Raw genomic sequence first — 22,211 nt, forward strand, 5'->3', positions numbered from 1 at the left:
ATGGCCTCGGTGGAATCGGGCATCGCCCGTCACTACGACGTATCGGATCTTGAGCAGCACATTCTTGCCGTGCTCGCCGATACCGGCGTGGACATTGCCCATCTGCGCGCTGGCGATCTCGAAGCGGTCGACGAATTCCACATTGGCGGTATCGCTGCCACCCGGGAACTCATCGGCCAGATGGGGTTGAAGCCGGGGGCCAGGCTGCTCGACATTGGTTCCGGCGTGGGTGGCCCAGCCCGCTTTGCCGCCAACAATGCCGGCGCCGATGTCACCGGCATTGATCTGACGCAAAGCTATGTCGACATCGCGACCAGCCTGTCGAAGCGGGTGGGAATGGCCGACAAAGTCCGGTTCGTGCAGGGCAGCGCGCTTGACATGCCGTTCAGCAACACAAGTTTTGATACGGCCATGATCCTGCATGTCGGCATGAATCTGCCCGACAAGAAAAAGCTGATGAGCGAGGCGGCGCGTGTGCTCAAGCCGGGCGGCGTCTTTGCCGTCTACGATGTGATGCGGCTGAAGTCGGGCACGCTGACCTATCCGCTGCCATGGGCATCCGACGAGAGCATGTCCTTCGTCGCCACGCCCGACGATTATCGCTCGGCTGCCGCGGCTGCAGGGTTCTCCGTAGCCGCCGAGCGCCCACGCGGCGCCTTTGCCATCGAATTCTTCGCCACGATACGAGCGCGCATGGCTGCGGCGCAGGCGGAAGGCAAAAAACCGCCGCCCGGCGTCAATCTTATCATGGGCGAGAACGCGCGGACCAAGATCGCCAATCTCACCGCCGCGCTTGAAGGCGGCATTCTTGCACCCGTCGAACTGCTCCTTCGTCTCGGTTGAAAGGGACCTGTCATGGCTGACATCCGCAACAATTTCGTCGGCATCAAATCGCCCAATCCGTTCTGGCTGGCCTCGGCGCCGCCGACCGACAAGGCCTACAACGTCATCCGGGCCTTCAAGGCGGGCTGGGGCGGTGTGGTCTGGAAGACGCTGGGCGAGGAAGGCCCGCCGGTGGTGAACGTCAACGGCCCGCGCTACGGCGCGATCTGGGGCGCGGACCGCCGCCTGCTCGGCCTCAACAATATCGAGCTGATCACCGACCGCGACCTGCAGGTCAATCTGCGCGAGATCAAGCAGGTCAAGAAGGACTGGCCCGACCGCGCCATCGTCGTCTCGCTGATGGTGCCTTGCGTCGAGGACGCCTGGAAGGCGATCCTGCCGGTGGTCGAGGAGACCGAAGCCGACGGCATCGAGCTCAATTTCGGCTGCCCGCACGGCATGTCCGAACGCGGCATGGGCGCGGCTGTCGGCCAGGTGCCGGAATATATCGAAATGGTAGTGCGCTGGTGCAAGCAGAACACCCGCATGCCTGTCATCACCAAGCTGACGCCCAATATCACCGATGTGCGCAAGCCGGCACGCGCCGCCCTTGCCGGCGGTACCGACGCGGTATCGCTGATCAACACCATCAACTCGATCACCGGCGTCGATCTCGACAGTTTCGCGCCGCAGCCGACCATCGACGGCAAGGGTTCGCATGGCGGCTATTGCGGCCCGGCGGTGAAGCCGATCGCCATGAACATGGTGGCCGAGATTGCACGCGATGCCGAAACCCGCGGCCTGCCGATCTCCGGCATTGGCGGCATCACCACCTGGCGCGATGCGGCCGAATTCATGGCCCTCGGCGCCGGCAATGTGCAGGTGTGCACCGCGGCGATGACTTACGGCTTCAAGATCGTGGAGGAGATGATCGCCGGTCTGGAAAACTGGATGGACGAGAAGGGCCACGCGACGCTCGACGACATTATCGGCCGCGCCACGCCCAACGTCACCGATTGGCAGTATCTCAACCTCAACTATGTCGCCAAGGCGCATATCGACCAGGATGCCTGCATCAAATGCGGCCGCTGTCACATCGCCTGCGAGGACACTTCGCACCAAGCGATTACCAATATGGTCGACGGCGTCAGGCACTTTGAGGTCATCGAGGCCGAATGCGTCGGCTGCAATCTATGCGTCAATGTCTGCCCGGTGGAGAACTGCATCACCATGGAGCCGCTGGCCGCCGGCGTGATGGATCAGCGCACCGGCAAGCCGGTATCGCCGGTCTACGCCAACTGGACGACGCATCCCAACAACCCGATGGCGAAGGTGGCCGCGGAATAAGCTTGGGTTCCTCGCCCCACGAAGTGGGGAGAGGTGGCCCGGCGAAGCCGGGACGGAGAGGGGCCTTCGGACGACTGAGAGTTGCCCACGGTTTCGCCTTCTACCCTGTTCGCGCGCATCCCTAATAGATTCTGACTTCGCAGAGGGCGTCCCCCTCTCCGCCCCGGCTTCGCCGGGCCACCTCTCCCCCGCTTCACGGGGCGAGGAACCCAAGTCCTGTAAAGCCATCGCGAACTCGCGAATTTCTGTATTTTCCTATTGCAGATAAAAAATATCCACGATAAAAGACATCCATGAATTGGAGATGGCACGATGAAACTGGGCGAGGGCGTTGAGGCGGCTATCCACTGCGCGGCGACGCTGGCCAGCGTCGACGGCAACAGCACGATGCCGGGCGCGGCGCTCGCGGAGTGCTTCGGGCTGTCGCCGAGCTATCTCTTGAAGAATCTCAACCAGCTCACGGCGGCACGCATCCTGGAATCGGTGCCGGGGCCGTCGGGCGGCTACCGTCTGGCGCGGCCGGCCGAGCGCATCACGCTGCTCGACATCGTGCTGGCCATCGAAGGCCGTGAGCCTGCTTTCCGCTGCGGCGAGATCCGCCAGCGCGGCCCGGTCAAGATCGATGCTTCGGCCTATGTGAAGCCCTGCGGCATCAATGCCGCGATGCTGAAGGCCGAGCGCGCCTATCGCGCGGCCCTGGCGGAAACCCGGTTGTCCGACATCGTGGCTGATTATGAAGCCGAAGGCGATCCGCGATCGTTTGCCGCCAGCTGTGCCTTTGTGGCGCGCCATCAGCGGCTGCAGAAACCCGCTTCGACCAAACAGATTTAACCCGCCAGACAGATGTGAAAGGAAAGATGATGAAACAGAGACTGCAATTCTTCGCCAAGGCGCCCGAGATCATGAAGGCGGTGTCGGCGCTCAACAAGGCGGTCGACGACTGCGGGCTTGAGGTGGGCCTGCTGCATCTGGTCAAGCTCAGGGCGTCGCAGATCAATGGCTGCTCATACTGCGTCGAGATGCACAGCCGCGAGGCGCGGCGCGACGGCGAGACCGAGACACGCCTCTATCTGGTTTCGGCCTGGAAGGAATCGCCGCTGTTTTCCGAGCGCGAACGTGCGGCCTTTGCCTGGACCGAGGCCACGACCCTGATCGCCAGCAATGACGTTTCGGACGAACTCTATGCCCGCACGCTCGCGCATTTTTCTGAAGAGGAACTGGTCAAGCTGTCGGTCGCGATCGGCATGATCAACACCTGGAACAGGCTCTGCATCCCGTTCCACGCCATTCACCCGATGCCGGCTGCCAAAGCAGCGTGATCGGACGCGCTGCGCGCGGATGAAAGGTCCGCGCGCCCTCATTGTTCAGGCTGCGTAGCGCAGGCCCCCGTCGCAGGTCAGCACCTGGCCGGTCATGAAACCGTTGGAAACCAGGAAGGCGATTGCGCCGGCGACATCTTCGGCGCGTCCTATCCTGCCCACGGGCGTCTTGCCGGCATATTCGCGGAAAACCGCCTGCCGCTGGTCGTTGGGCAAAAAATCCCACCATGGCGTGTCGATGACGCCGGGCGCCACGACGTTGACGCGCAGCGGCTTCAGCTCGACGGCAAGGATCGGCACGACGGTCAGGAGCATGCCGTTGACGGCGGCGATGCCGGCGACGCCGGGCGCCGACAATTGTGCCGACACCGCCGATATGAAGGTGACCGATCCCGATCTGTTGAGGGTCGGCAAGGCTGCCTGCAGGCATGACAGCTGCGGCCGCACCTTTTCGTCGACGCCGCCGGCGATGTCGGCAAGGTCGAGGCTTTCGAAAGGGCCAAGCCCCTTGCCGCCGCTGGCGGCGAGCACGAGGTGATCGAAAGGTCCGATTTCCCTGAAGAACTGGCGGACTTCGTCCGGCTTCGAAGCATCGAAGGCCGCCTTGCCGACGGCGCCGCCAAGGCTCTTCCAAGCGCTGTTCAGCTTGTCCTGGTTTCGTCCGGTGATGGTCACCTCCATGCCCGGACCAAGCAGCTTGCGCGCCGTCGCCAGCCCGATGCCGGAGGAGCCGCCGATGATGATGGTGTGTTCGATCTTGCTCATGAATGCTGTTCCTTCGATTTTGGCGAGCCCTTTCCGACGAGGTCGAGGCTCAGGGTTCGCAGTTGCTGCCGCGCCTTCGCGTCATAGGCTTGCGCGTCGGCGCGGGATTCCCTTTGGCCGTCGAAATAGAGGCCGCTGCGGCCCTCCAGCGCGGGCGATGTCGCAAGGTTGAGGATGGCCTCGGCACCGGTCGCGACCGAACTCCACGGGGTTACGCCGGCCTGTCGGACCATGGTGGTGTCCATGTAACTCGCGGGATGCAGGGCGTTGACGGTGACGCCGCTGCCTTTCAACTGCTCTGCCAGATCGATGGTGAACAGGATCTGCGCCAGCTTGCTCTGGCAATATGCGCGCACGCCGTCATAGCCATGGCTCAGCATGACGTCGCTGAAATCGATCGCTTGCTGGCCGGCCGAGGCGACATTGACGATGCGCGCCGGCGAACTCGCCTTGAGCAGTGGCAGCAGTTCCGACGTCAGCAGGAAGCCGGCGAGATAGTTGACGGCAAAGCGCAGTTCGAAGCCATCGGCGCTGAGCTGCCGCTTGGCGCCGGCGGTGCCGATGCCGGCATTGTTGATGAGGATATCGAGCCGCTCGGTGCTGGCACGCACGGCTTCGGCAAGGCGGTGAACCTCGGCCAGCGAAGCGAGGTCGGCGGCGAGAAACTCGGCCTTGCCGCCGGCGGCTTCGATTTCGGCGACGGTTGCCTTGCCGCGCGCCGCGTCGCGGCCATGCACCAGCACGCGGGCGCCGGCTCCGCCCAGCCTTTGCGCGACGACGCGGCCGACGCCGTCGGTCGAGCCGGTGATGAGGATTGTCTTGTCTTTCACGTCCATATTGGGAGCCTCCATGTTCGCTCTGCCCGCCAAGATGGGGCGCTTTGCGCATCACAAACAGTTCAAACTTTATCCTGGTATTGATACTGCTATACTGAACCTCATGGATGCTTCCGCACCTTCGCCTGAAGACAGCCGCCGGCGCGAGCTCGGTGCCTTCCTGCGTTCGCGCCGCGAAAGGCTTTCGCCTTCGGCCACAGGCATTGCTGCCGGCGCCAGGCGACGCACGCCCGGCCTGAGACGCGAAGAGGTGGCGATGATCGCCGGCGTCGGCACCACCTGGTACACCTGGCTGGAACAGGGCAGGGATGTGCGGCCGTCCGTGGAGGTGCTGACGGCGCTTGGCGAGGCCTTGCGGCTCGACGCCGCCGAGAAGCGGCATTTGTTCACGCTGGCCGGCCGCCAGCAGCCGGAGCGGCGGCACATTACCCCGGTCAAGGTCGAAGGCCCTTTGCTGCACATGCTGCAGAGCATGGTCCTGCAGCCGGCCTATATTGTCGGGCCGCGCTGGGATGTGCTGGCCTGGAATGCAGGAGCCGTCGCCATCTTTGGCGATTACGGCCTGCTGGAGGGCGATGCCCGCAACATCATCCATGGTGTTTTCACCGATCCGCACCGGCGCCACCTGCTGGTCGACTGGGAACGGGTGGCGCGTGCAACCCTTGCCGCGTTTCGAGCCGAAAGCGCGAAATATACCGGCGATCCGGATTTCGAGCGGCTGATCGCGCTGATGATGCGCTCAAGCCCGGAATTCCGGGAATGGTGGCCGCAACGCGACGTGGTGCATCGCCTGTCCGGCAAGAAGTATCTGCGCCATCCGATCGCAGGCCCCATGGCGTTCGAGCATATGAGCCTGTCGATCGATGACGGCTCGGACATGAAGCTGATCGTCTACACGCCGCTGGCCGAGCAGAATTCGGTTGCCAAGCTGGAGGAGCTGCTGAAGGCGCAGCCGCAGGAACTGCGCAGCGCCTGAGCTGCTAGCGCCTTAGCCCTTCGGCTTCAATCCGTCGATAAACAGCTGTTCGAGAAAGCGCGCCGCGTCCTCGAATCGGCCGTCGCCGCCGCGGTCGGGGCCGAGCACGGCACGGACCTGGACGTCGAAATCGGCGTAATGCTGCGTCGTCGCCCAGATCGAGAAGATCAGGTGCCAGGGATCGGTGCGGGCGATCTTGCCGGCGCGCATCCAGCCCTTGATGACATTGGCCTTCTCGTCAACCAGCGTTTTCAGCTCGCCTTCCAAAAGTGGCATGATGCGCGGCGCGCCTTGCAGGATCTCGTTGGCGAACAGCCGGCTCTCCCTGGGAAAATCGCGCGCCATTTCAAGCTTGCGCCGAATGTAGCTCCGCAGCTCGGTCAAGGGATCCCCGATGTCGTCGAGTTCGCGCAGCGGCGCCAGCCAGGTCGCCAGCAGCCGCTCCATCAGCGTCTCGTGAATGTCTTCCTTGCGGCGGAAATAATAGAGCAGGTTCGGCTTCGACATCCCCGCGGCTTCGGCGATCTGGTCGATGGTCGAGCCGCGAAAGCCGTTGGCGGAGAAGACTTCGAGCGCCGCTTCCAGGATCAGTTCGCGCTTTTCCTGCTGGATGCGGGTGCGGCGAGGGGCGGAGCCTTCGATGGCGTCGGTCATAAGGCCAAGCCTTGGTCGCGCGGGTCATCTGGACCAATTCTCTGGACCAGTTTTTCCCTGAGCCGTGGAGCGCACTTCGGAGGCCGCATTTCCGCTAGTAATCCCTTGACCGCCGACAGGGCGGTGCTAACGTTTGTCCAATCGGTCAAAATTTGCGTAGCATGAAAACGTCGCAAAGACCAAGTGTTGGAACGACCAAGCGTTAGCGCACCGAAACAGGTTACAAGGGGAAGTCTTGGTCATGTCCAACCGGCTGAAAGTCACGCCGAACGATCTCAGCGCATTCTGGATGCCGTTCACGGCAAACCGGCAGTTCAAGCAGGCGCCACGCATGTTCGTGTCCGCCAAGGACATGCACTACACCACCAGCGACGGCCGCAAGGTGCTCGACGGCACCGCCGGCCTCTGGTGCGTCAATGCCGGCCACTGCCGGCCGAAGATCACCGAAGCAATCCAGCATCAGGCCGCCGAACTCGACTATGCGCCGGCCTTCCAGATGGGCCACCCGATCGTGTTCGAGCTGGCCAACCGCCTGGTCGATATCGCGCCCAAGGGCATGGACCACGTCTTCTTCACCAATTCCGGGTCAGAGTCGGTCGATACCGCGCTTAAGATGGCGATCGCCTATCATCGCGTGCGGGGCGAGGGCGCGCGCACGCGCCTGATCGGCCGCGAGCGCGGCTATCACGGCGTCAATTTCGGCGGCATCTCGGTTGGCGGCATCGTCAGCAACCGCAAGATGTTCGGCACGCTGCTCGGCGGCGTGGATCACATGCCGCATACGCATCTGCCGGAGAAGAACGCCTTCTCCAAGGGCGTGCCGGAATATGGCGCGGAGCTTGCCAGCGAGCTGGAGCGCATCGTTACGCTGCATGACGCCTCGACCATCGCCGCCGTCATCGTCGAGCCGGTCGCCGGTTCCACCGGCGTCATCCTGCCGCCGAAGGGCTATCTGCAGAAGCTGCGCGAAATCTGCACCAAGCACGGCATCCTGCTGATCTTCGACGAGGTCATCACCGGGTTCGGCCGCCTTGGCGCGCCCTTCGCCGCCGACTATTTCGTCGTCACGCCCGACATCATGACCACCGCCAAGGGCGTCTCCAACGGCGTCATCCCGATGGGTGCGGTGTTCGTCAAGAAGGAAATCCACGACGCCTTCATGACCGGTCCCGAGCACATGATCGAGTTCTTCCACGGCTACACCTATTCGGGCAATCCGATCGCGTGTGCGGCGGCGCTCGGCACGCTCGACACCTACAAGGAAGAAGGCCTGCTCACCCGTGGCGAGGAACTCGCGCCTTACTGGGAAGATGCGCTGCATTCGCTGAAGGGCGAGCCGCATGTCATCGACATCAGGAACATCGGCCTGATCGGCGCGATCGAACTGGCGCCGATCGCCGGCAGCCCGACCAAGCGGGCCTTCTCGGCCTTCGTCAAGGCGTTCGAGCGCGGCGCCCTGATCCGCACCACCGGCGACATCATCGCGCTGTCGCCGCCGCTGATCATCACCAAGGGCCAGATCAACGAATTGATCGACCATGTGCGTGAAGTGCTAAGGGCGATAGATTGAAGCACTGGGCGCGGATATCCCTCCCCCTCGAGGGGAGGGTGGCCGCGAAGCGGTCGGGTGGGGTCGGTGCGACCGGGCGCCGACCTGTTCTTTTGCTGCGAGGCTGCCGCTGATGCCCCGTACCCGCGTGAGCTTCGAAATGCGCCAAAAGGCGCGCGCACTTCGAGTTCACGCGACTAAAGGTGAGAACCTGCTCTGGTATGAGCTGCGGGACCTGAAATCGGCTGGCATCAAGTTTCGCCGCCAGTGCCCGATAGGTCCCTATATCGTCGACTTTGCTTGTCTTGCCGTAAAGCTGATCGTCGAGGTCGATGGTGATCTGCACGAATACGAGAAGGGCAAACGGCACGATGCTGTTCGTGACGCTTATCTGCGCTCCCTAGGGTTTGACGTCTTTCGCGTTGATGAGCCCGATGTCATAAACAGCGCGTGGCATGTCGCGCAGGTGGTCAAGGAAAAGGTCGAGCGCGTCGCGGGCGACCCCACCCGACCGCTTCGCGGCCACCCTCCCCTCGAGGGGGAGGGGGACGCCGCGCAATTGGAGAGATTTTGAATGGCTGCACCCGGCGAGAATCTGCGAATCAATTCAGACCGTTTGTGGGATTCCATCATGGAGATGGCGAAGATCGGTCCCGGCATTGCCGGCGGCAACAATCGCCAGACCGTGACCGACGAGGACGGCGAGGGCCGGCATCTGTTCAAGCGCTGGTGCGAGGCCGCCGGGCTCGAAATGGGCCTCGATGAAATGGGCACCATGTTTGCCCGCCGCGAAGGCGCCGATCCCAGCCTGCCGCCGGTTTATGTCGGCAGCCATCTCGATACGCAGCCGACCGGCGGCAAGTATGACGGCGTGCTTGGAGTGCTCGGCGGACTGGAGATCATCCGCTCGCTCAACGACCTCGGCATCACGACCAGGCATCCGATCGTCGTCACCAACTGGACCAACGAGGAAGGCTCGCGCTTTGCCCCGGCGATGATGGCTTCCGGCGTTTTCGCCGGCGTGCTCGAGCAGGCGGACGTGTACCAGCACACCGACAAGCAGGGGAAAAAATTCGGCGAGGAGCTGGAGCGCATCGGCTGGAAGGGCACCGAGAAGGTCGGCGATCGCAAGATCCACGCCTTCTTCGAACTGCATATCGAGCAGGGGCCGATCCTCGAGGATGAAGGCATCGACATCGGCGTCGTCACCCACGGCCAAGGCTTGAAATGGCTGCAGGTGACGCTGACCGGCAAGGAGGCGCATACCGGCTCGACGCCGATGCCCAAGCGCCGCAATGCCGGGCTCGGCATGGCCCGGGTTATCGAACTGGTGCACGAAATCGCCATGGACTACCAGCCCGACGCCGTCGGCGCGGTCGGCCACATGGAAGTGTTTCCCAATTCACGCAACATCATCGCCGGGCGCACCGTATTCACCATCGACATCCGCTCGCCGGAGAAGGAGGTGCTCGACGCGATGGACGGCCGCATCCGCGAAGGCATCGACACGATCTGCGACGCGCTCGACATCGAATACGCCATCGAGCAGGTCGGCCATTTCGACCCGGTGACCTTCGACGCCGGCTGCGTCAACGCGATCCGCGATGCTGCCGACCGCCTCGGCTACACGCATCGCAACATCGTCTCCGGCGCCGGCCATGACGCCTGCTGGATCAACCGAGTCGCGCCGACCGCCATGGTGATGTGCCCCTGCGTGGATGGGTTGAGCCACAACGAGGCCGAGGAGATCACCAAGGAATGGGCTTCGGCCGGCGCCGACGTGCTGTTCCACGCGGTGGTGGAAACTGCGGGGATCGTGGCGTGAACTAGAAATCTGGGTTCAAACGACGCTCACAAGAAGCGCGACAAGAACAAGGGAACAAGAAAAATGACCAAAGTCATCCGAAACGGCACTATCGTCACCGCCGACCGCACCTGGAAGGCCGATGTGCTGATGCAGCACGGCAAGATTGTCGCCATCGGCTCCAACCTGCATGGCGACCATGAGTTCGACGCCACCGGCTGTTACATCATGCCGGGCGGCATCGATCCGCACACCCATCTCGAAATGCCGTTCATGGGCACCTATTCGGCCGACGATTTCGAGTCCGGCACGCGCGCCGCACTTTCGGGCGGCACGACGATGGTGGTCGATTTCTGCCTGCCGGCGCCGCAGCAATCGCTGCTCGAAGCCTTGCAGATGTGGGACAACAAGACCTCAAAGGCGTCCTGCGACTATTCTTTCCACATGGCGATCACCTGGTGGGGCAAGCAGGTGTTCGACGAGATGGCCACGGTCGTCGACAAGGGCATCACCTCGTTCAAACATTTCATGGCCTACAAAGGCGCGCTGATGGTCGACGACGACGAGATGTATGCGTCGTTCCAGCGCTGCGCCGATCTTGGCGCACTGCCGCTGGTGCATGCCGAGAATGGCGATGTGGTTGCAGCACTTTCGCAAAAGCTGCTCGCCGCCGGCAATAGCGGCCCCGAGGGCCATGCCTATTCGCGTCCGCCGGAAGTGGAGGGCGAGGCGACCAACCGCGCCATCATGATCGCCGACATGGCCGGCGTACCGCTCTATGTCGTGCATGTCTCCTGCGAGCAGAGCCACGAGGCGATCCGCCGGGCGCGGCAAAAGGGCATGCGGGTTTTCGGCGAGCCGCTGATCCAGCATCTGACGCTGGACGAGAGCGAGTATTTCGACAAGGACTGGGACCATGCGGCACGCCGCGTGATGAGCCCGCCCTTCCGCAACAAGTTGCATCAGGATTCGCTGTGGGCCGGCCTGCAGGCGGGATCGCTGCAGGTGGTGGCGACCGACCACTGCGCCTTCACCACCAAGCAGAAGCGTAACGGCGTCGGCGATTTCACCAAGATTCCGAACGGCACCGGCGGGCTCGAAGATCGTATGCCGGTACTGTGGACGAGAGGCGTCAACACTGGACGGCTGACGATGAACGAGTTCGTCGCGGTGACCTCGACCAACATCGCCAAGATCCTCAACATGTATCCGAAGAAGGGCGCCATCGTCGAAGGCGCCGATGCCGACATCGTGGTGTGGGACCCGAAGCGCAAGAAGAAGATCACTGCCAAGAAGCAGCAGTCCGTCATCGACTACAATGTTTTCGAAGGGTTCGAGGTGACCGGAACGCCGCGCTTCGTGTTTTCGCGTGGCGAATTGTCGATCGAGGAAGCCGAGATCAAGGCCAAGCCCGGCCATGGCGAGTTCGTCGCCCGCGAGCCGAATGCGGCCGTCAATCGGGCGCTGTCGACCTGGAAGGACATTACCGCGCCGCGCAAGGTGGAACGCACCGGCATTCCGGCGACAGGGGTTTGAGGTTGCGGAGCTCCGCAGCGCTCATCTCACTGGTCGTGGCGATCGTCATCGCCGGTCCCGCAACCGCGGCCGACAGGCTGCTCGGCTCTTGGGGCAACGACGCCGGCTGTGCCTTTGCGAAGGCCGGTTATCAGGACCGCGACGACTATATCGTGCTGACCGCGGAGGGCATCGAGACCTATGGCAGCGGCTGCCGGTTCGCGCAGCAATTGACGTCGGCTTCGGGTACGCAATCGCTTGGTGCGACCTGTTCCGCCGAAGGTGAGGCGGGGACGACGGCTGAAACCATTATGGTCACCAACAAGGGCGAGGATGGTTTCTTCGTGACCATTCCGGGCCTTGAAGAAATGGGGCCGTTGCAACCGTGTTCGTGACGTTGGGTGTTGGGGGAATGAGCATGCGTCGTTTTGGTTTGTCTGTTGCGATGCTTGTCGTTCTGGCCGGTCAGGCTTCGGCGGCGGGCATCGACCTGTCGAAGCCCTATGGCGACAAATATGGCTGCATCAACCGGAACGGCCAGGAAGTCGCCGCCGATCAGATGCTGCTTTTGACCGACGAGGCATTGGTCACCGCGGCCAGCGCCTGCACGTTCACGCAGAAGCAGGCGCAGGCCGACGGTTCGCTGGTGGTGACGGCAACATGTGAGGCAGAAGGCGAAGACGGACAGGAGCCGACCAAGTTCACCATCAAGCGCAGCGCCAAGAACGCAAAGAAGCTGACGATCACAGACGAGGACGGCAATGTGATGGGCGAAGTCTCGCGGTGCAAATGACGGCGAGTGCCTACCCCTTCAGATTAGGCGACCAGCGCATCCAGTTCCGGCAGCAGGACGACGCTTTCCTGTTCGTTGGGATCGGTGCGGGCGATGACCGCCGAGGACGGCGCGTTGCTCAGATTGGCCGGCAGATGCGGCACCCCGGCCGGGATGTAGAAGAGGTCACCGGCCTTGACGACGATGTGGTTCTCGAGCCGGTCGCCATACCAGGTGTGGACCTCGCCGGAAAGCACGTAGATCGCCGTCTCATGGCTTTCATGCAGATGCGCCTTGGCGCGGGCGCCGGGCGGCATGGTGAGCAGATGCATGCAGATGCCGGACGAGCCGACGGTTTCGGCGGCGATGCCGGCAAAATAGGTCAGTCCCTGCTTGCCTTCATAAGTGCTTTCAGGACGGATAAGGTGGCAGGTGGGTTTGGGCGACATCGGCAAGGCTCCGGGCGTCGATTGATGGGGATTGGACGAGTGGAAAACAACATCAATGCAAATGCAACGGCATTTCATCCTGCGCGCCAGAGGCTGCGAGAGGCAGGCTGCAGCCAATGACCGGAACCTCGCCAGCCGTCGTTTCGGCAAGCAAACTCGGCCTCACCTTCCAGACCAATGACGGTCCGGTACAGGCGCTCTCCAATGTCGACCTCACCATCGGCAAGGGTGAGTTCGTCTCCTTCATCGGCCCGTCCGGTTGCGGCAAGACCACCTTGCTGCGCGTCATCGCCGACCTGGAGAAGCCGACATCGGGAACCATTTCCGTCAATGGCATGACGCCGGAGCAGGCGCGCGAGAAACGCGCCTATGGTTACGTCTTCCAGGCGGCTGCCCTGTTCCCGTGGCGCACGATCGAGCGCAACGTGGCGCTGCCGCTGGAGATCATTGGCCTTTCCAGGACCGAGCAGGCCGAGCGCATCAAGCGCACGATGGAACTCGTCAACCTCTCCGGGTTCGAGAAGAAATACCCCTGGCAGCTTTCCGGCGGTATGCAGCAGCGTGCCTCGATCGCTCGCGCTCTCGCCTTCGACGCCGACCTGCTTTTGATGGACGAGCCGTTCGGAGCGCTGGACGAGATCGTGCGCGATCACCTCAATAAGCAATTGCTGGAATTGTGGGGACGCACCAACAAGACCATCTGCTTCGTCACCCACTCCATTCCCGAGGCCGTTTATCTTTCGACGCGCATCGTCGTCATGTCGCCACGCCCGGGCCGCGTCACCGATGTCATCGAATCGACGCTGCCCAGAGAGCGGCCGCTTCACATCCGCGAGACGCCGGAATTCCTGGCGATCGCAGCGCGCGTCCGCGATGGTCTGCACGCGGGGCACAGCTATGAAGATTGAGGCGGTGCGCTAGATGGACAGCTTCCGCGACAAGATCGTTCCAGTGACTTCGATCCTCGCTGGATTGATCGTGCTCTGGTACGTTTTCGCCGTCATCCTCAACACGCCGTTCCAGCGCGATCTCGACCGCCGTGCGAACGAAACACCCGGCACCGTCGAATTCATCGGCAAGACGCTGTCGCAGCCGAAGCCGACACTGCCGGCGCCGCATCAGGTGGCAGTGAATTTCTTCGAGAACACCTTTCTGCGGCCCATCACCTCGACCCGCAGCCTCGTCTACAACGCCTGGGTGACGCTGTCGTCGACGCTGCTCGGCTTTGCCTTCGGCACCGCGCTCGGCATCATCATTGCGGTCGGCATCGTCCATGTGGCGACGCTCGACCGCAGCCTGATGCCGTGGATCATCGCCTCGCAGACCATTCCGATCCTGGCGGTGGCGCCGATGATCATCGTCGTGCTGGGGGCAATCGGCATCAGCGGCCTGATCCCGAAGGCGATGATCTCGACCTATCTGTCGTTCTTCCCGGTGACGGTGGGTATGGTGAAAGGCCTGCGCTCGCCCGAACTTATGCATCTCGACCTGATGCATACCTACAATGCCAGTGTCGCGCAGACCTTCTGGAAGCTCCGCGTACCGGCCTCGGTGCCGTTCCTTTTCACCTCGATGAAGGTGGCGGTGGCAGCAAGCCTGGTCGGCGCCATTGTCGGCGAACTGCCGACCGGTGCCGTCGCCGGTATCGGCGCCAAGCTGCTCGCCGGCGCCTACTACAGCCAGTCCATCGATATCTGGTCAGCGCTGGTTGCCGGCTCGGTGGTGGCGGCGCTGCTGGTCATGGTGGTGGGCATAGCCGGGCGCCTCGTCGACCGCGCCATGGGCGGGAGGCCGGCATGAACTGGCTGAAGCCATCCTGGCAAGCGATGCTTGCCATTCTTCTGTGTCTTGTCGCTCTGGCGCTCGGCGCGATGTCGAAGCCGGAAGCGGCAGCCCTTGCAAATCCAATGGCCAGCTTCGACTACCCTTATTTCGGAATAAAAACCCCGATGATCGGCCTGGCCTTGCTGGCGGGGCTGATCTCGATGCTCAGGATTTCGTCGCTGGCGGAGGCCGTGGTGCTGTTTGTCGGCGCCCATCTCGTCGCCTGGATGCTGATCTCGGGCATTGCCGGTTTCGAAGGCACGGCATTGGCGCCGTTTTTCCTGTTGCTCGCCGCTGCCTGGCTGCTGGCCTGGCGCTGCGTGGCGGTGCTGTCGGGGCTTCGGCCGATGAAAAAAGGAATGCGGATGGCGCTGCGCCTGATCATCCCGGCGATCTTCGGCGCCTGGATCCTGATCATCTGGGAGGCGGTGACGCGCGGCGCCGGCATCCCCTTCATCCTTTTGCCGCCGCCGAGCGCCATCGGCGCGCGCATCGCCAGTTCACTGCCGGTGCTCGGCGCCGATGTCCGCCAGACCATCTTCAAGGCGGTGATCTTCGGCTATGTCGTCGGCAGCGGTGCGGGTTTTCTGGTGGCGATTGCGGCCGACCGCGTGCCGTTCCTGCGCCGCGGGCTCTTGCCGATCGGCAATATGGTCTCGGCGCTGCCGATCATCGGTGTGGCGCCGATCATGGTGATGTGGTTCGGCTTCGACTGGCCATCCAAGGCAGCCGTCGTCATCATCATGACCTTCTTCCCGATGCTGGTGAACACGGTCGCCGGCCTTGCCGCTTCCGGCCATATGGAACGCGACCTGATGCGCACCTATGCATCGAGCTACTGGCCGACGCTGTTGAAGCTCCGGCTGCCGGCCGCCGCGCCCTTCATCTTCAACGCGCTGAAGATCAACTCGACGCTGGCGCTGATCGGCGCCATCGTCGCCGAATTCTTCGGCACGCCGGTCGTCGGCATGGGCTTCCGCATCTCGACCGAGGTCGGGCGGATGAACATCGACATGGTCTGGGCCGAAATCGCAGTTGCAGCACTGGCGGGTTCGGTCTTTTATGGCGTGGTCGCTCTCATCGAAAGAGCTGTCACGTTTTGGCATCCCTCTGTCCGTGGTGGATAGGGCGGTGGGTTTGGTTGTTAACTTCAGAGGGTAAAAACATGAAAAGACTGATCATTCCGATGCTCGCCGGCGCGATGTCGCTGGCCGCGTTCCAGGCCATGGCCGCCGACAAGGTGACCTTGCAGCTGAAATGGGTCACACAGGCCCAGTTTGCCGGCTATTATGTCGCCAAGGCCAAGGGTTTCTATGAGGCCGAAGGCCTCGACGTCGACATCAAGCCGGGCGGTCCCGATATCGCGCCGGAGCAGGTGATTGCCGGCGGCGGTGCCGACGTCATCGTCGACTGGATGGGCGGTGCGCTGGCCGCGCGCGAAAAGGGCGTGCCGCTGGTCAACATCGCCCAGCCGTTCAAGAAGGCCGGCATGGAGCTGGTCTGCCCGAAGGATGGCCCGATCAAGACCGAAGCCGACTTCAAGGGCCATACGCTCGGCGTCTGGTTCTTCGGCAATGAATATCCGTTCTACGCCTGGATGAACAAGCTCGGCCTCAAGACCGAAGGCGGCGCCGATGGCGTCACCGTTCTGAAGCAGAGCTTCGACGTGCAGCCGCTGATCCAGAAGCAGGCCGACTGCATTTCGGTCATGACCTACAACGAGTACTGGCAGCTGATCGACGCCGGCTACAAGCCGGAACAGCTGACCGTGTTCAACTACTCGGCGATGGGCAACGACCTGCTCGAGGACGGGCTCTATGCCTCGGAAGATAAGCTCAAGGACCCGGCCTTCGAAGACAAGATGGTGCGTTTCGTGCGCGCCTCGATGAAGGGCTGGAAATACGCCGTCGACAACAATGACGAGGCCGCAGGCATCGTCATGGACGCCGGCGGCCAGGACGAGAACCACCAGAAGCGGATGATGAGCGAAGTCGCCAAGCTGATCGACAATGCCGACGGCAAGCTCGATCCGGCGACCTATGAGCGCACCGCCAAGGCGCTGCTCGACCAGAAGATCATCACCAAGGCGCCGGAAGGCGCCTACACAACGGCGATCACCGACAAGGCGATCAAATAAGCCTGGTTCGATAATTTCGAACTCGAGAGCGGCGCCTTCGACCAAGTGTCAAAGGCGCCGTTCCTTTATGGTGTTCATGACGAAGCTGGTTTCGATCGAGGCAACGCATTTCAGCCGCGCGATCTTTTCCTTGATGAAGCGCTCGTACTGTTCGAGGCTGCCGGTCACCACCTTCAGCACATAGTCGCGCGACCCGGTGACGAGGTGGCATTCCAGCACCTCTTCCCAGCCGCGGATCGCGTCCTCGAACATGACGATCTCGTCCTCGTTCTGGCGGCTGAGCCGGACGGTGGCGATGGCGACCATGCTCCAGCCGAAGGCGGCCGGATCGACCAGTGTCGTGTACCCTCTGATAATGCCGGCTTCCTCCAGCCGGCGCACCCGGCGGAGGCAAGGCGAAGGCGACAGACCGATGCGTTCGGCAAGCTCGTTGTTGGTGATGCGGGCGTCGGCCTGCAGTTCGCGCAGGATTTTAAGGTCAAAATCGTCGGCTATCTTCTGCTGCACTTTTATCGTCCCTCGGCAATTTGTTGCTCATATGCATTCATGTGGGGCCGAAAATAGCAAGGACTGCGCGATGGGGATCGCATAAATTGCCCCGCGAGGCTCCTCCAGAACGCAGGAAAAACCATGACCGCGCCGCGCCCGTCGAAAACCCACATCGGCAACCACAAGCTCCATCCCGAGACGCTGATGCTGAGCTATGGCTTTGATCCGCAGCTTTCGGAGGGCGCCGTCAAGCCGCCGGTGTTCCTGACCTCGACCTTCGTGTTCAAGTCGGCGGAAGAGGGGCGCGATTTCTTCGACTACACCTCCGGCCGCAAGGAGCCGCCGAGCGGCACGGCGTCCGGTCTGGTCTATTCGCGCTTCAACCATCCCAACTCAGAGATCGTCGAGGACCGGCTGGCGGTCTATGAGGGGACCGACGCCTGCATCCTGTTTTCGTCAGGCATGTCGGCGATCGCCACCACGCTGCTTGCCTATGCCCGTCCGGGCGATGTCATCCTGCATTCGCAGCCGCTTTACGGCGGCACCGAGACGCTTTTGACGCGCACGCTGTCCGGCTTCGGCATCGGCGCTGTCGGCTTTGCCGATGGCGTCGACGAGAAGGCGGTGCGGGCGGTTGCCGATGCTGCCGTGGCGAAGGGGCGCGTCTCGGTCATCCTGATCGAAACCCCGTCAAATCCGACCAACAGCCTGGTCGACATCGCGCTGATCAGGAAGATCGCCGACGAAATAGGGTCGAGCCAAGGATCGACGCCGATCGTCGTCTGCGACAACACCCTGCTCGGCCCGGTGTTTCAGCGGCCGATCGAACATGGCGCCGATGTCTCGGTCTATTCGCTGACCAAATATGTCGGCGGGCATTCCGACCTGATCGCCGGTGCAGCCATGGGCAGCAAGGCGATGACCAAGCCGATCAAGGCGCTGCGCGGCGCCATCGGCACGCAGCTAGACCCGCATTCCTGCTGGATGCTCGGCCGTTCGCTGGAGACGCTGTCGATCCGCATGGAGCGGGCCAACGACAATGCGCGCCTGGTGGCCGAATTCCTGCGCGACCATGCGAAGGTCGAGAAGGTGCATTACCTGCCGTTCCTCGGTGAGGATACCGCTGCCGGCCGCGCCTACAAGGCGCAGTGTAGCGGCGCCGGCTCGACATTCTCTTTCGATATCAGGGGCGGGCAGAAGGCAGCCTTCGCCTTTCTCAACGGGCTGCAGATCTTCAAGCTGGCGGTCAGCCTCGGCGGCACGGAATCACTCGCCAGCCATCCGGCGGCCATGACCCATTCCGGCATCCCCTTCGACGTGCGCCAACGCATCGGCGTGCTGGAGACCACGGTCAGGCTGTCGATCGGCGTCGAGCACCCGGACGATTTGATCGCCGACCTGACGCAGGCGCTGGCCGGCGCCTGATTGGCTTTTCGGAAATCCAAAAAAGGGCGGGTGACTGCCCTTTCTTGGTGCGGCCGGTAACATCTGCGTGTGCCGGGATACATTGCCTCGTTCAGCCGTTGCAGGGAAGCATCCGTGCGCCGGGGAGCCGTACGGGATGCTGCAATCAACGGAGGTTCTTCATGCGCATCCTATCGTTGCCGATGCTTTCGGCGCTCGCCGTTTCGACCGCCTTCCTGCTCGCATCGCCGGCCATGGCCGATGTTGTGAAGTACAAGGCGACTCTCGATGGCGGTCAGCAGAACCCACCTGTAACCACCAAGGGCAAGGGGACCGCAACATTCACCTTCGACACCGCCAAGAAGAAGCTCAGCTGGAACGTCAAATATTCCGGCCTCAGCGGGCCTGCGACGGCCGCCCACATTCACGGCCCGGCCGCGATGGGCGAAAATGCCGGGCCTGTGATCCCGTTCAAGAAGCTCAAGAGCCCCATCAAGGGTTCGGAGACGTTGACCGACGCGCAGGCTGCCGATCTGGAGGCCGGCAAATACTACGTTAACGTCCACACCGCCGCCAACAAGGACGGCGAAATCCGCGGCCAGATCGAAGCTGTGAAGTAGCGCAACGAGGCCGACAAACGGGGCGGTCGACCGCCCATTTTTCGTCAGGCCTTGTCGCGGATCTGCGTCATCGTCCGGGTTGGTGTGATCGCCTCGGGATCGAGCCTGATCTCGACGATCGCCGGCTTGCCGCTGGCCCGTGCGCGTTCGAAGGCGGGCGCGAAATCGGTCGTCGTCTCCACGGTCTCGCCATGGCCGCCATAGGCGCGGGCAAGGGCGGCAAAGTCAGGGTTCTTCAGATCTGTAGCGACGACGCGGCCGGGATAGTCGCGCTCCTGGTGCATGCGGATGGTGCCGTAAATGCCGTTGTTGACGACGATGACGATGATCGGCAGGTCATACTGGACGGCGGTCGCAAATTCCTGGCCGTTCATCAGGAAGCAGCCGTCGCCGGCAAAGGCGATCACGGTGCGGTCCGGATAGAGAGCCTTGGCCGCGACTGCGGCCGGGGTGCCGTAGCCCATCGAGCCGGAGGTGGGCGCGCCTTGCGTGGCAAAGCGGCGGAAGCGGTGGAAGCGATGGACCCAGGTGGCGTAGTTGCCGGCGCCGTTGGTCAGAATGGCGTCGTCGGGCAGCATCTTTTCCAGGTAATTCATGATCGGTCCCATCTGGACCGGGCCAGGGCCGCTTTCCGGCGGCGTCGACCAGTCGAGATAGGCGGCGTGCAGCTTGGCTGTCTCATCGGCCCAGGCTGGCGCGGAGGCCGGCTTGCGCTTGGCAAAGGCTTCGACGAAGGCAGATGGTGAAGCGTTGATCGCCAGCGTCGGCCGGTAGACGCGGCCGAGTTCACCGGCATCGGCATGGACATGCACCAGCGTCTGGTCGGGATAGGGGCTCTTCAGCAGCGTGTAGTCGGAAGAGGGCATCTCGCCCATGCGGCCGCCGATCAGCAGCACCAGGTCGGCCTGCCCGATCGCCGTCGCCAGCTTCGGGTTGATGCCGATGCCGACATCGCCGGCATAGTTCGGGTGGAGATGATCGAACAGCATCTGGCGGCGGAAGGAACAGCCGACCGGCAGCGACCAGGCTTCGGCGATCGCACGCATGCGTGCCACTGCTTCCTCGTCCCAGCGAGTGCCGCCCAGGATGACGAAAGGACGCCTGGCTTTGCCGAGCAGTTTCTCCAGCGCGTCGAGTTCGGCTTCGCCGGGGCGGGTTTCGACAGGTGTGTGCGGCAAGGCCGCGGGCGCTTCGACGACGCTGGTCAGCATGTCCTCGGGCAGCGAGATGACGACGGGACCGGGACGGCCTGAGGTTGCCACCGCAAAGGCTCGGGTGACGAATTCGGGGATGCGCGCGGCATCATCGATCTCGACCACCCATTTGGCGATGTCGCCGAAGAACCGCTTGTAATCCACCTCCTGGAACGCCTCGCGCTCCTTGGCGTGGCTGGCGACCTGACCGATGAACAGGATCACGGGGACCGAATCCTGCATAGCGATGTGAATGCCGGCCGATGCGTTGGTGGCGCCGGGGCCGCGGGTGACGAAACAGATGCCGGGCTTGCCGGTCAGCCGCCCCTGGCAATCGGCCATCATCGCAGCACCGCCTTCCTGGCGGCAGACGATGGTACGGATCGGCGAGTCATGCAGCGCGTCAAGCACCGCGAGATAGGATTCGCCCGGCACGCAAAAGATGCGATCGATGCCGTTCGCTTCCAGCGCGTCGACGATCAGTTGTCCGCCGGTCTTCATTTCGCTGATCTCTCCAGTTCGGCAAGGATTTCTTCGGTGTGTTCGCCAAGGCGCGGCGAGGGGCGCTCATAGACCAGCGGCGTGCCGGACATCACCATCGGCGCGCGCACCGACGGCAGACGATTGCCGTGGCCGTCGTCAAGGTCGAGGCGCATGCCGCGCGCGATGGTCTGCGGATCGGCAAACATCTGGCCGATATTGTTGATCGGGCTCGCCGGCACGCTTGCCGCTTCGAGCTTCGCCAGCAGCGGATCGCGATCCCAGTTCTTCAACGTTTCGATCATATGCTCGCGCAATTTCGCCCGGTTGGCGACACGGGCCGGGTTGGTGGCGAAATCGGGATTCGCTGGGAGATGGTCGAGACCAACAGCGGCACAGAATTTGCCGAACTGGCCGTCATTGCCGACCGCCAGGATGATGTGGCCGTCCCTGACCGGCACGACCTCATAAGGGGCGATGTTCATATGCGCATTGCCCATCTGCACCGGCGACTTGCCGGAGACGAGGTAGTTGAGGTTCTGGTTGCCGAGCGCCGAGATCTGGGTGTCGAACAGCGCCATGTCGATATGCTGGCCTTCGCCGGTCTTTTCGGCATGGCGAAGCGCTGCCTGGATGGCGATCACCGAATAGAGGCCGGTGAAAATGTCCGAGATGGCAACGCCGGCCTTTTGCGGCTCGCGTCCGGCCTCGCCGGTGATCGACATCATGCCGGCCATGGCCTGGATGATGAAATCATAGCCCGCGCGTGGCGCATAGGGCCCGTCCTGACCGAAGCCGGTGATCGAGCAATAGACAAGGCGCGGGTTGATCGCCTTCAGGCTCTCGAAGTCAAGGCCATACTTCTTCAGGCCGCCGAGCTTGAAGTTTTCGATCAGTACGTCGGCCGTGGCGACCAGCCGGCGCACTGTCTCCGCTCCTTCGGGCGTCGAGAAATCAACCGCGATGGAACGCTTGCCGCGATTGCAGGAATGGTAATAGGCGGCCGACAGGTTTTCGCCGTCATGACTCATGACGAAGGGCGGGCCCCATTTGCGGGTGTCGTCGCCGCCATCGGGGCTCTCGACCTTGATGACATCGGCGCCGAGATCGGCCAGCAATTGTCCTGCCCATGGGCCGGCCAAGATGCGGGCAAGTTCGACGACGCGGACGCCTTTCAGCGGAGGTTCAGCCATAAATCACCAAAACGGGTCGGAACCGCAGCCTCTATCAATCCGAGATGCCGCTGTCACGGGCCT

The 22,211-nt window shown here is 63.0% G+C and carries 24 protein-coding genes; 17 read left to right on the forward strand and 7 right to left on the reverse strand.

From position 1 onward, the window contains the following. The 4 genes from ACWTU9_RS16440 (at nt 1) to ACWTU9_RS16455 (ending at nt 3,488) form a co-directional block, all read left to right on the forward strand. Nucleotides 1-843, forward strand: a complete 843-nt coding sequence (locus ACWTU9_RS16440) for a class I SAM-dependent methyltransferase (RefSeq protein WP_455859197.1) — start codon at nt 1-3, stop codon at nt 841-843. A gap of 12 nt (nt 844-855) precedes the next feature. Beyond that, complete coding sequence (preA, locus tag ACWTU9_RS16445) at nt 856-2,169, forward strand: NAD-dependent dihydropyrimidine dehydrogenase subunit PreA (RefSeq protein ID WP_455859198.1); 1,314 nt, start codon at nt 856-858, stop codon at nt 2,167-2,169. Between the two features lie 312 nt (nt 2,170-2,481). Next, nucleotides 2,482-3,000 (forward strand): RrF2 family transcriptional regulator, encoded by a 519-nt coding sequence (locus ACWTU9_RS16450; RefSeq protein ID WP_455859199.1) that lies wholly within the window; start codon nt 2,482-2,484, stop codon nt 2,998-3,000. 29 nt (nt 3,001-3,029) lie between these two features. Next, complete coding sequence (locus ACWTU9_RS16455) at nt 3,030-3,488, forward strand: carboxymuconolactone decarboxylase family protein (protein ID WP_455859200.1); 459 nt, start codon at nt 3,030-3,032, stop codon at nt 3,486-3,488. Between the two features lie 45 nt (nt 3,489-3,533). Here the strand turns inward: ACWTU9_RS16455 and ACWTU9_RS16460 are convergent, their stop codons facing one another. After that, a complete protein-coding gene (locus ACWTU9_RS16460; RefSeq protein ID WP_455859201.1) occupies nt 3,534-4,253 on the reverse strand; it encodes an SDR family oxidoreductase in 720 nt (239 codons plus the stop codon). Beyond that, a complete protein-coding gene (locus ACWTU9_RS16465) occupies nt 4,250-5,089 on the reverse strand; it encodes an SDR family oxidoreductase (protein WP_455859202.1) in 840 nt (279 codons plus the stop codon). The genes ACWTU9_RS16460 and ACWTU9_RS16465 overlap by 4 nt, the downstream gene beginning before the upstream one ends. Nucleotides 5,090-5,192: 103 nt before the next feature. Here ACWTU9_RS16465 and ACWTU9_RS16470 point away from each other — a divergent pair, with 103 nt between their 5' ends. Beyond that, nucleotides 5,193-6,065, forward strand: coding sequence for a helix-turn-helix transcriptional regulator (locus ACWTU9_RS16470; RefSeq protein WP_455859328.1), 873 nt, complete (start codon nt 5,193-5,195; stop codon nt 6,063-6,065). 12 nt (nt 6,066-6,077) lie between these two features. Here the strand turns inward: ACWTU9_RS16470 and ACWTU9_RS16475 are convergent, their stop codons facing one another. Continuing rightward, complete coding sequence (locus ACWTU9_RS16475; RefSeq protein WP_455859203.1) at nt 6,078-6,719, reverse strand: TetR family transcriptional regulator C-terminal domain-containing protein; 642 nt, start codon at nt 6,717-6,719, stop codon at nt 6,078-6,080. Nucleotides 6,720-6,960: 241 nt separating this feature from the next. Between ACWTU9_RS16475 and ACWTU9_RS16480 the strand changes: the two genes are divergently transcribed. From ACWTU9_RS16480 to ACWTU9_RS16505, 6 genes are all read left to right on the forward strand, one after another. Further along, nucleotides 6,961-8,289: an aminotransferase class III-fold pyridoxal phosphate-dependent enzyme gene (locus ACWTU9_RS16480; RefSeq protein ID WP_455859204.1), complete on the forward strand. Its 1,329-nt coding sequence runs from the start codon at nt 6,961-6,963 to the stop codon at nt 8,287-8,289. A 112-nt stretch (nt 8,290-8,401) separates the two neighbouring features. Beyond that, nucleotides 8,402-8,842: an endonuclease domain-containing protein gene (locus ACWTU9_RS16485; protein ID WP_455859205.1), complete on the forward strand. Its 441-nt coding sequence runs from the start codon at nt 8,402-8,404 to the stop codon at nt 8,840-8,842. After that, nucleotides 8,843-10,093, forward strand: coding sequence for a Zn-dependent hydrolase (locus ACWTU9_RS16490; protein WP_455859206.1), 1,251 nt, complete (start codon nt 8,843-8,845; stop codon nt 10,091-10,093). Nucleotides 10,094-10,156: 63 nt separating this feature from the next. Next, nucleotides 10,157-11,608 carry a dihydropyrimidinase gene (gene hydA, locus ACWTU9_RS16495; RefSeq protein ID WP_455859207.1) on the forward strand — a complete coding sequence of 484 codons (1,452 nt, stop codon included), beginning with the start codon at nt 10,157-10,159 and terminating at the stop codon, nt 11,606-11,608. A 35-nt stretch (nt 11,609-11,643) separates the two neighbouring features. After that, the gene (locus tag ACWTU9_RS16500) at nt 11,644-11,982 is read left to right on the forward strand and encodes a hypothetical protein (RefSeq protein WP_454585236.1); all 339 of its coding nucleotides are present in this window, start codon (nt 11,644-11,646) and stop codon (nt 11,980-11,982) included. Nucleotides 11,983-12,005: 23 nt separating this feature from the next. Continuing rightward, nucleotides 12,006-12,380, forward strand: a complete 375-nt coding sequence (locus ACWTU9_RS16505) for a hypothetical protein (RefSeq protein ID WP_455859208.1) — start codon at nt 12,006-12,008, stop codon at nt 12,378-12,380. 23 nt (nt 12,381-12,403) lie between these two features. On the opposite strand, the gene ACWTU9_RS16510 is transcribed toward ACWTU9_RS16505, so the two are convergent. After that, nucleotides 12,404-12,808, reverse strand: coding sequence for a cupin domain-containing protein (locus ACWTU9_RS16510; protein ID WP_455859209.1), 405 nt, complete (start codon nt 12,806-12,808; stop codon nt 12,404-12,406). A gap of 116 nt (nt 12,809-12,924) precedes the next feature. Here ACWTU9_RS16510 and ACWTU9_RS16515 point away from each other — a divergent pair, with 116 nt between their 5' ends. The 4 genes from ACWTU9_RS16515 to ACWTU9_RS16530 are packed head-to-tail and all read left to right on the forward strand — an operon-like array spanning nt 12,925 to nt 16,769. Then, entirely contained in the window at nt 12,925-13,716 is a 792-nt protein-coding gene (locus tag ACWTU9_RS16515) for an ABC transporter ATP-binding protein (protein ID WP_455859210.1), read from the forward strand. A 13-nt stretch (nt 13,717-13,729) separates the two neighbouring features. After that, a complete protein-coding gene (locus ACWTU9_RS16520) occupies nt 13,730-14,608 on the forward strand; it encodes an ABC transporter permease (protein ID WP_455859211.1) in 879 nt (292 codons plus the stop codon). Beyond that, nucleotides 14,605-15,759 (forward strand): ABC transporter permease, encoded by a 1,155-nt coding sequence (locus ACWTU9_RS16525; protein WP_455859212.1) that lies wholly within the window; start codon nt 14,605-14,607, stop codon nt 15,757-15,759. The genes ACWTU9_RS16520 and ACWTU9_RS16525 overlap by 4 nt, the downstream gene beginning before the upstream one ends. A 38-nt stretch (nt 15,760-15,797) precedes the next feature. Next, nucleotides 15,798-16,769, forward strand: coding sequence for an ABC transporter substrate-binding protein (locus ACWTU9_RS16530; RefSeq protein ID WP_455859213.1), 972 nt, complete (start codon nt 15,798-15,800; stop codon nt 16,767-16,769). Between the two features lie 48 nt (nt 16,770-16,817). On the opposite strand, the gene ACWTU9_RS16535 is transcribed toward ACWTU9_RS16530, so the two are convergent. After that, nucleotides 16,818-17,276 (reverse strand): Lrp/AsnC family transcriptional regulator, encoded by a 459-nt coding sequence (locus tag ACWTU9_RS16535; RefSeq protein ID WP_454574847.1) that lies wholly within the window; start codon nt 17,274-17,276, stop codon nt 16,818-16,820. Between the two features lie 123 nt (nt 17,277-17,399). On the opposite strand from ACWTU9_RS16535, the gene ACWTU9_RS16540 reads away from it, so the two are divergent. Together ACWTU9_RS16540 and ACWTU9_RS16545 are read left to right on the forward strand one after the other, a co-directional pair. After that, nucleotides 17,400-18,683 (forward strand): cystathionine gamma-synthase family protein, encoded by a 1,284-nt coding sequence (locus tag ACWTU9_RS16540; RefSeq protein ID WP_455859214.1) that lies wholly within the window; start codon nt 17,400-17,402, stop codon nt 18,681-18,683. 161 nt (nt 18,684-18,844) lie between these two features. Continuing rightward, nucleotides 18,845-19,282, forward strand: coding sequence for a CHRD domain-containing protein (locus tag ACWTU9_RS16545; protein WP_455859215.1), 438 nt, complete (start codon nt 18,845-18,847; stop codon nt 19,280-19,282). Nucleotides 19,283-19,326: 44 nt separating this feature from the next. Here the strand turns inward: ACWTU9_RS16545 and ACWTU9_RS16550 are convergent, their stop codons facing one another. Further along, nucleotides 19,327-20,976 (reverse strand): thiamine pyrophosphate-binding protein, encoded by a 1,650-nt coding sequence (locus tag ACWTU9_RS16550; protein WP_455859216.1) that lies wholly within the window; start codon nt 20,974-20,976, stop codon nt 19,327-19,329. After that, a complete protein-coding gene (locus ACWTU9_RS16555; protein ID WP_454585226.1) occupies nt 20,973-22,148 on the reverse strand; it encodes a CaiB/BaiF CoA transferase family protein in 1,176 nt (391 codons plus the stop codon). Before ACWTU9_RS16555 ends, ACWTU9_RS16550 begins: the two co-directional genes overlap by 4 nt. Between the last annotated feature and the right edge of the window lie 63 nt (nt 22,149-22,211).

This window comes from Mesorhizobium sp. 128a, from assembly GCF_053848025.1.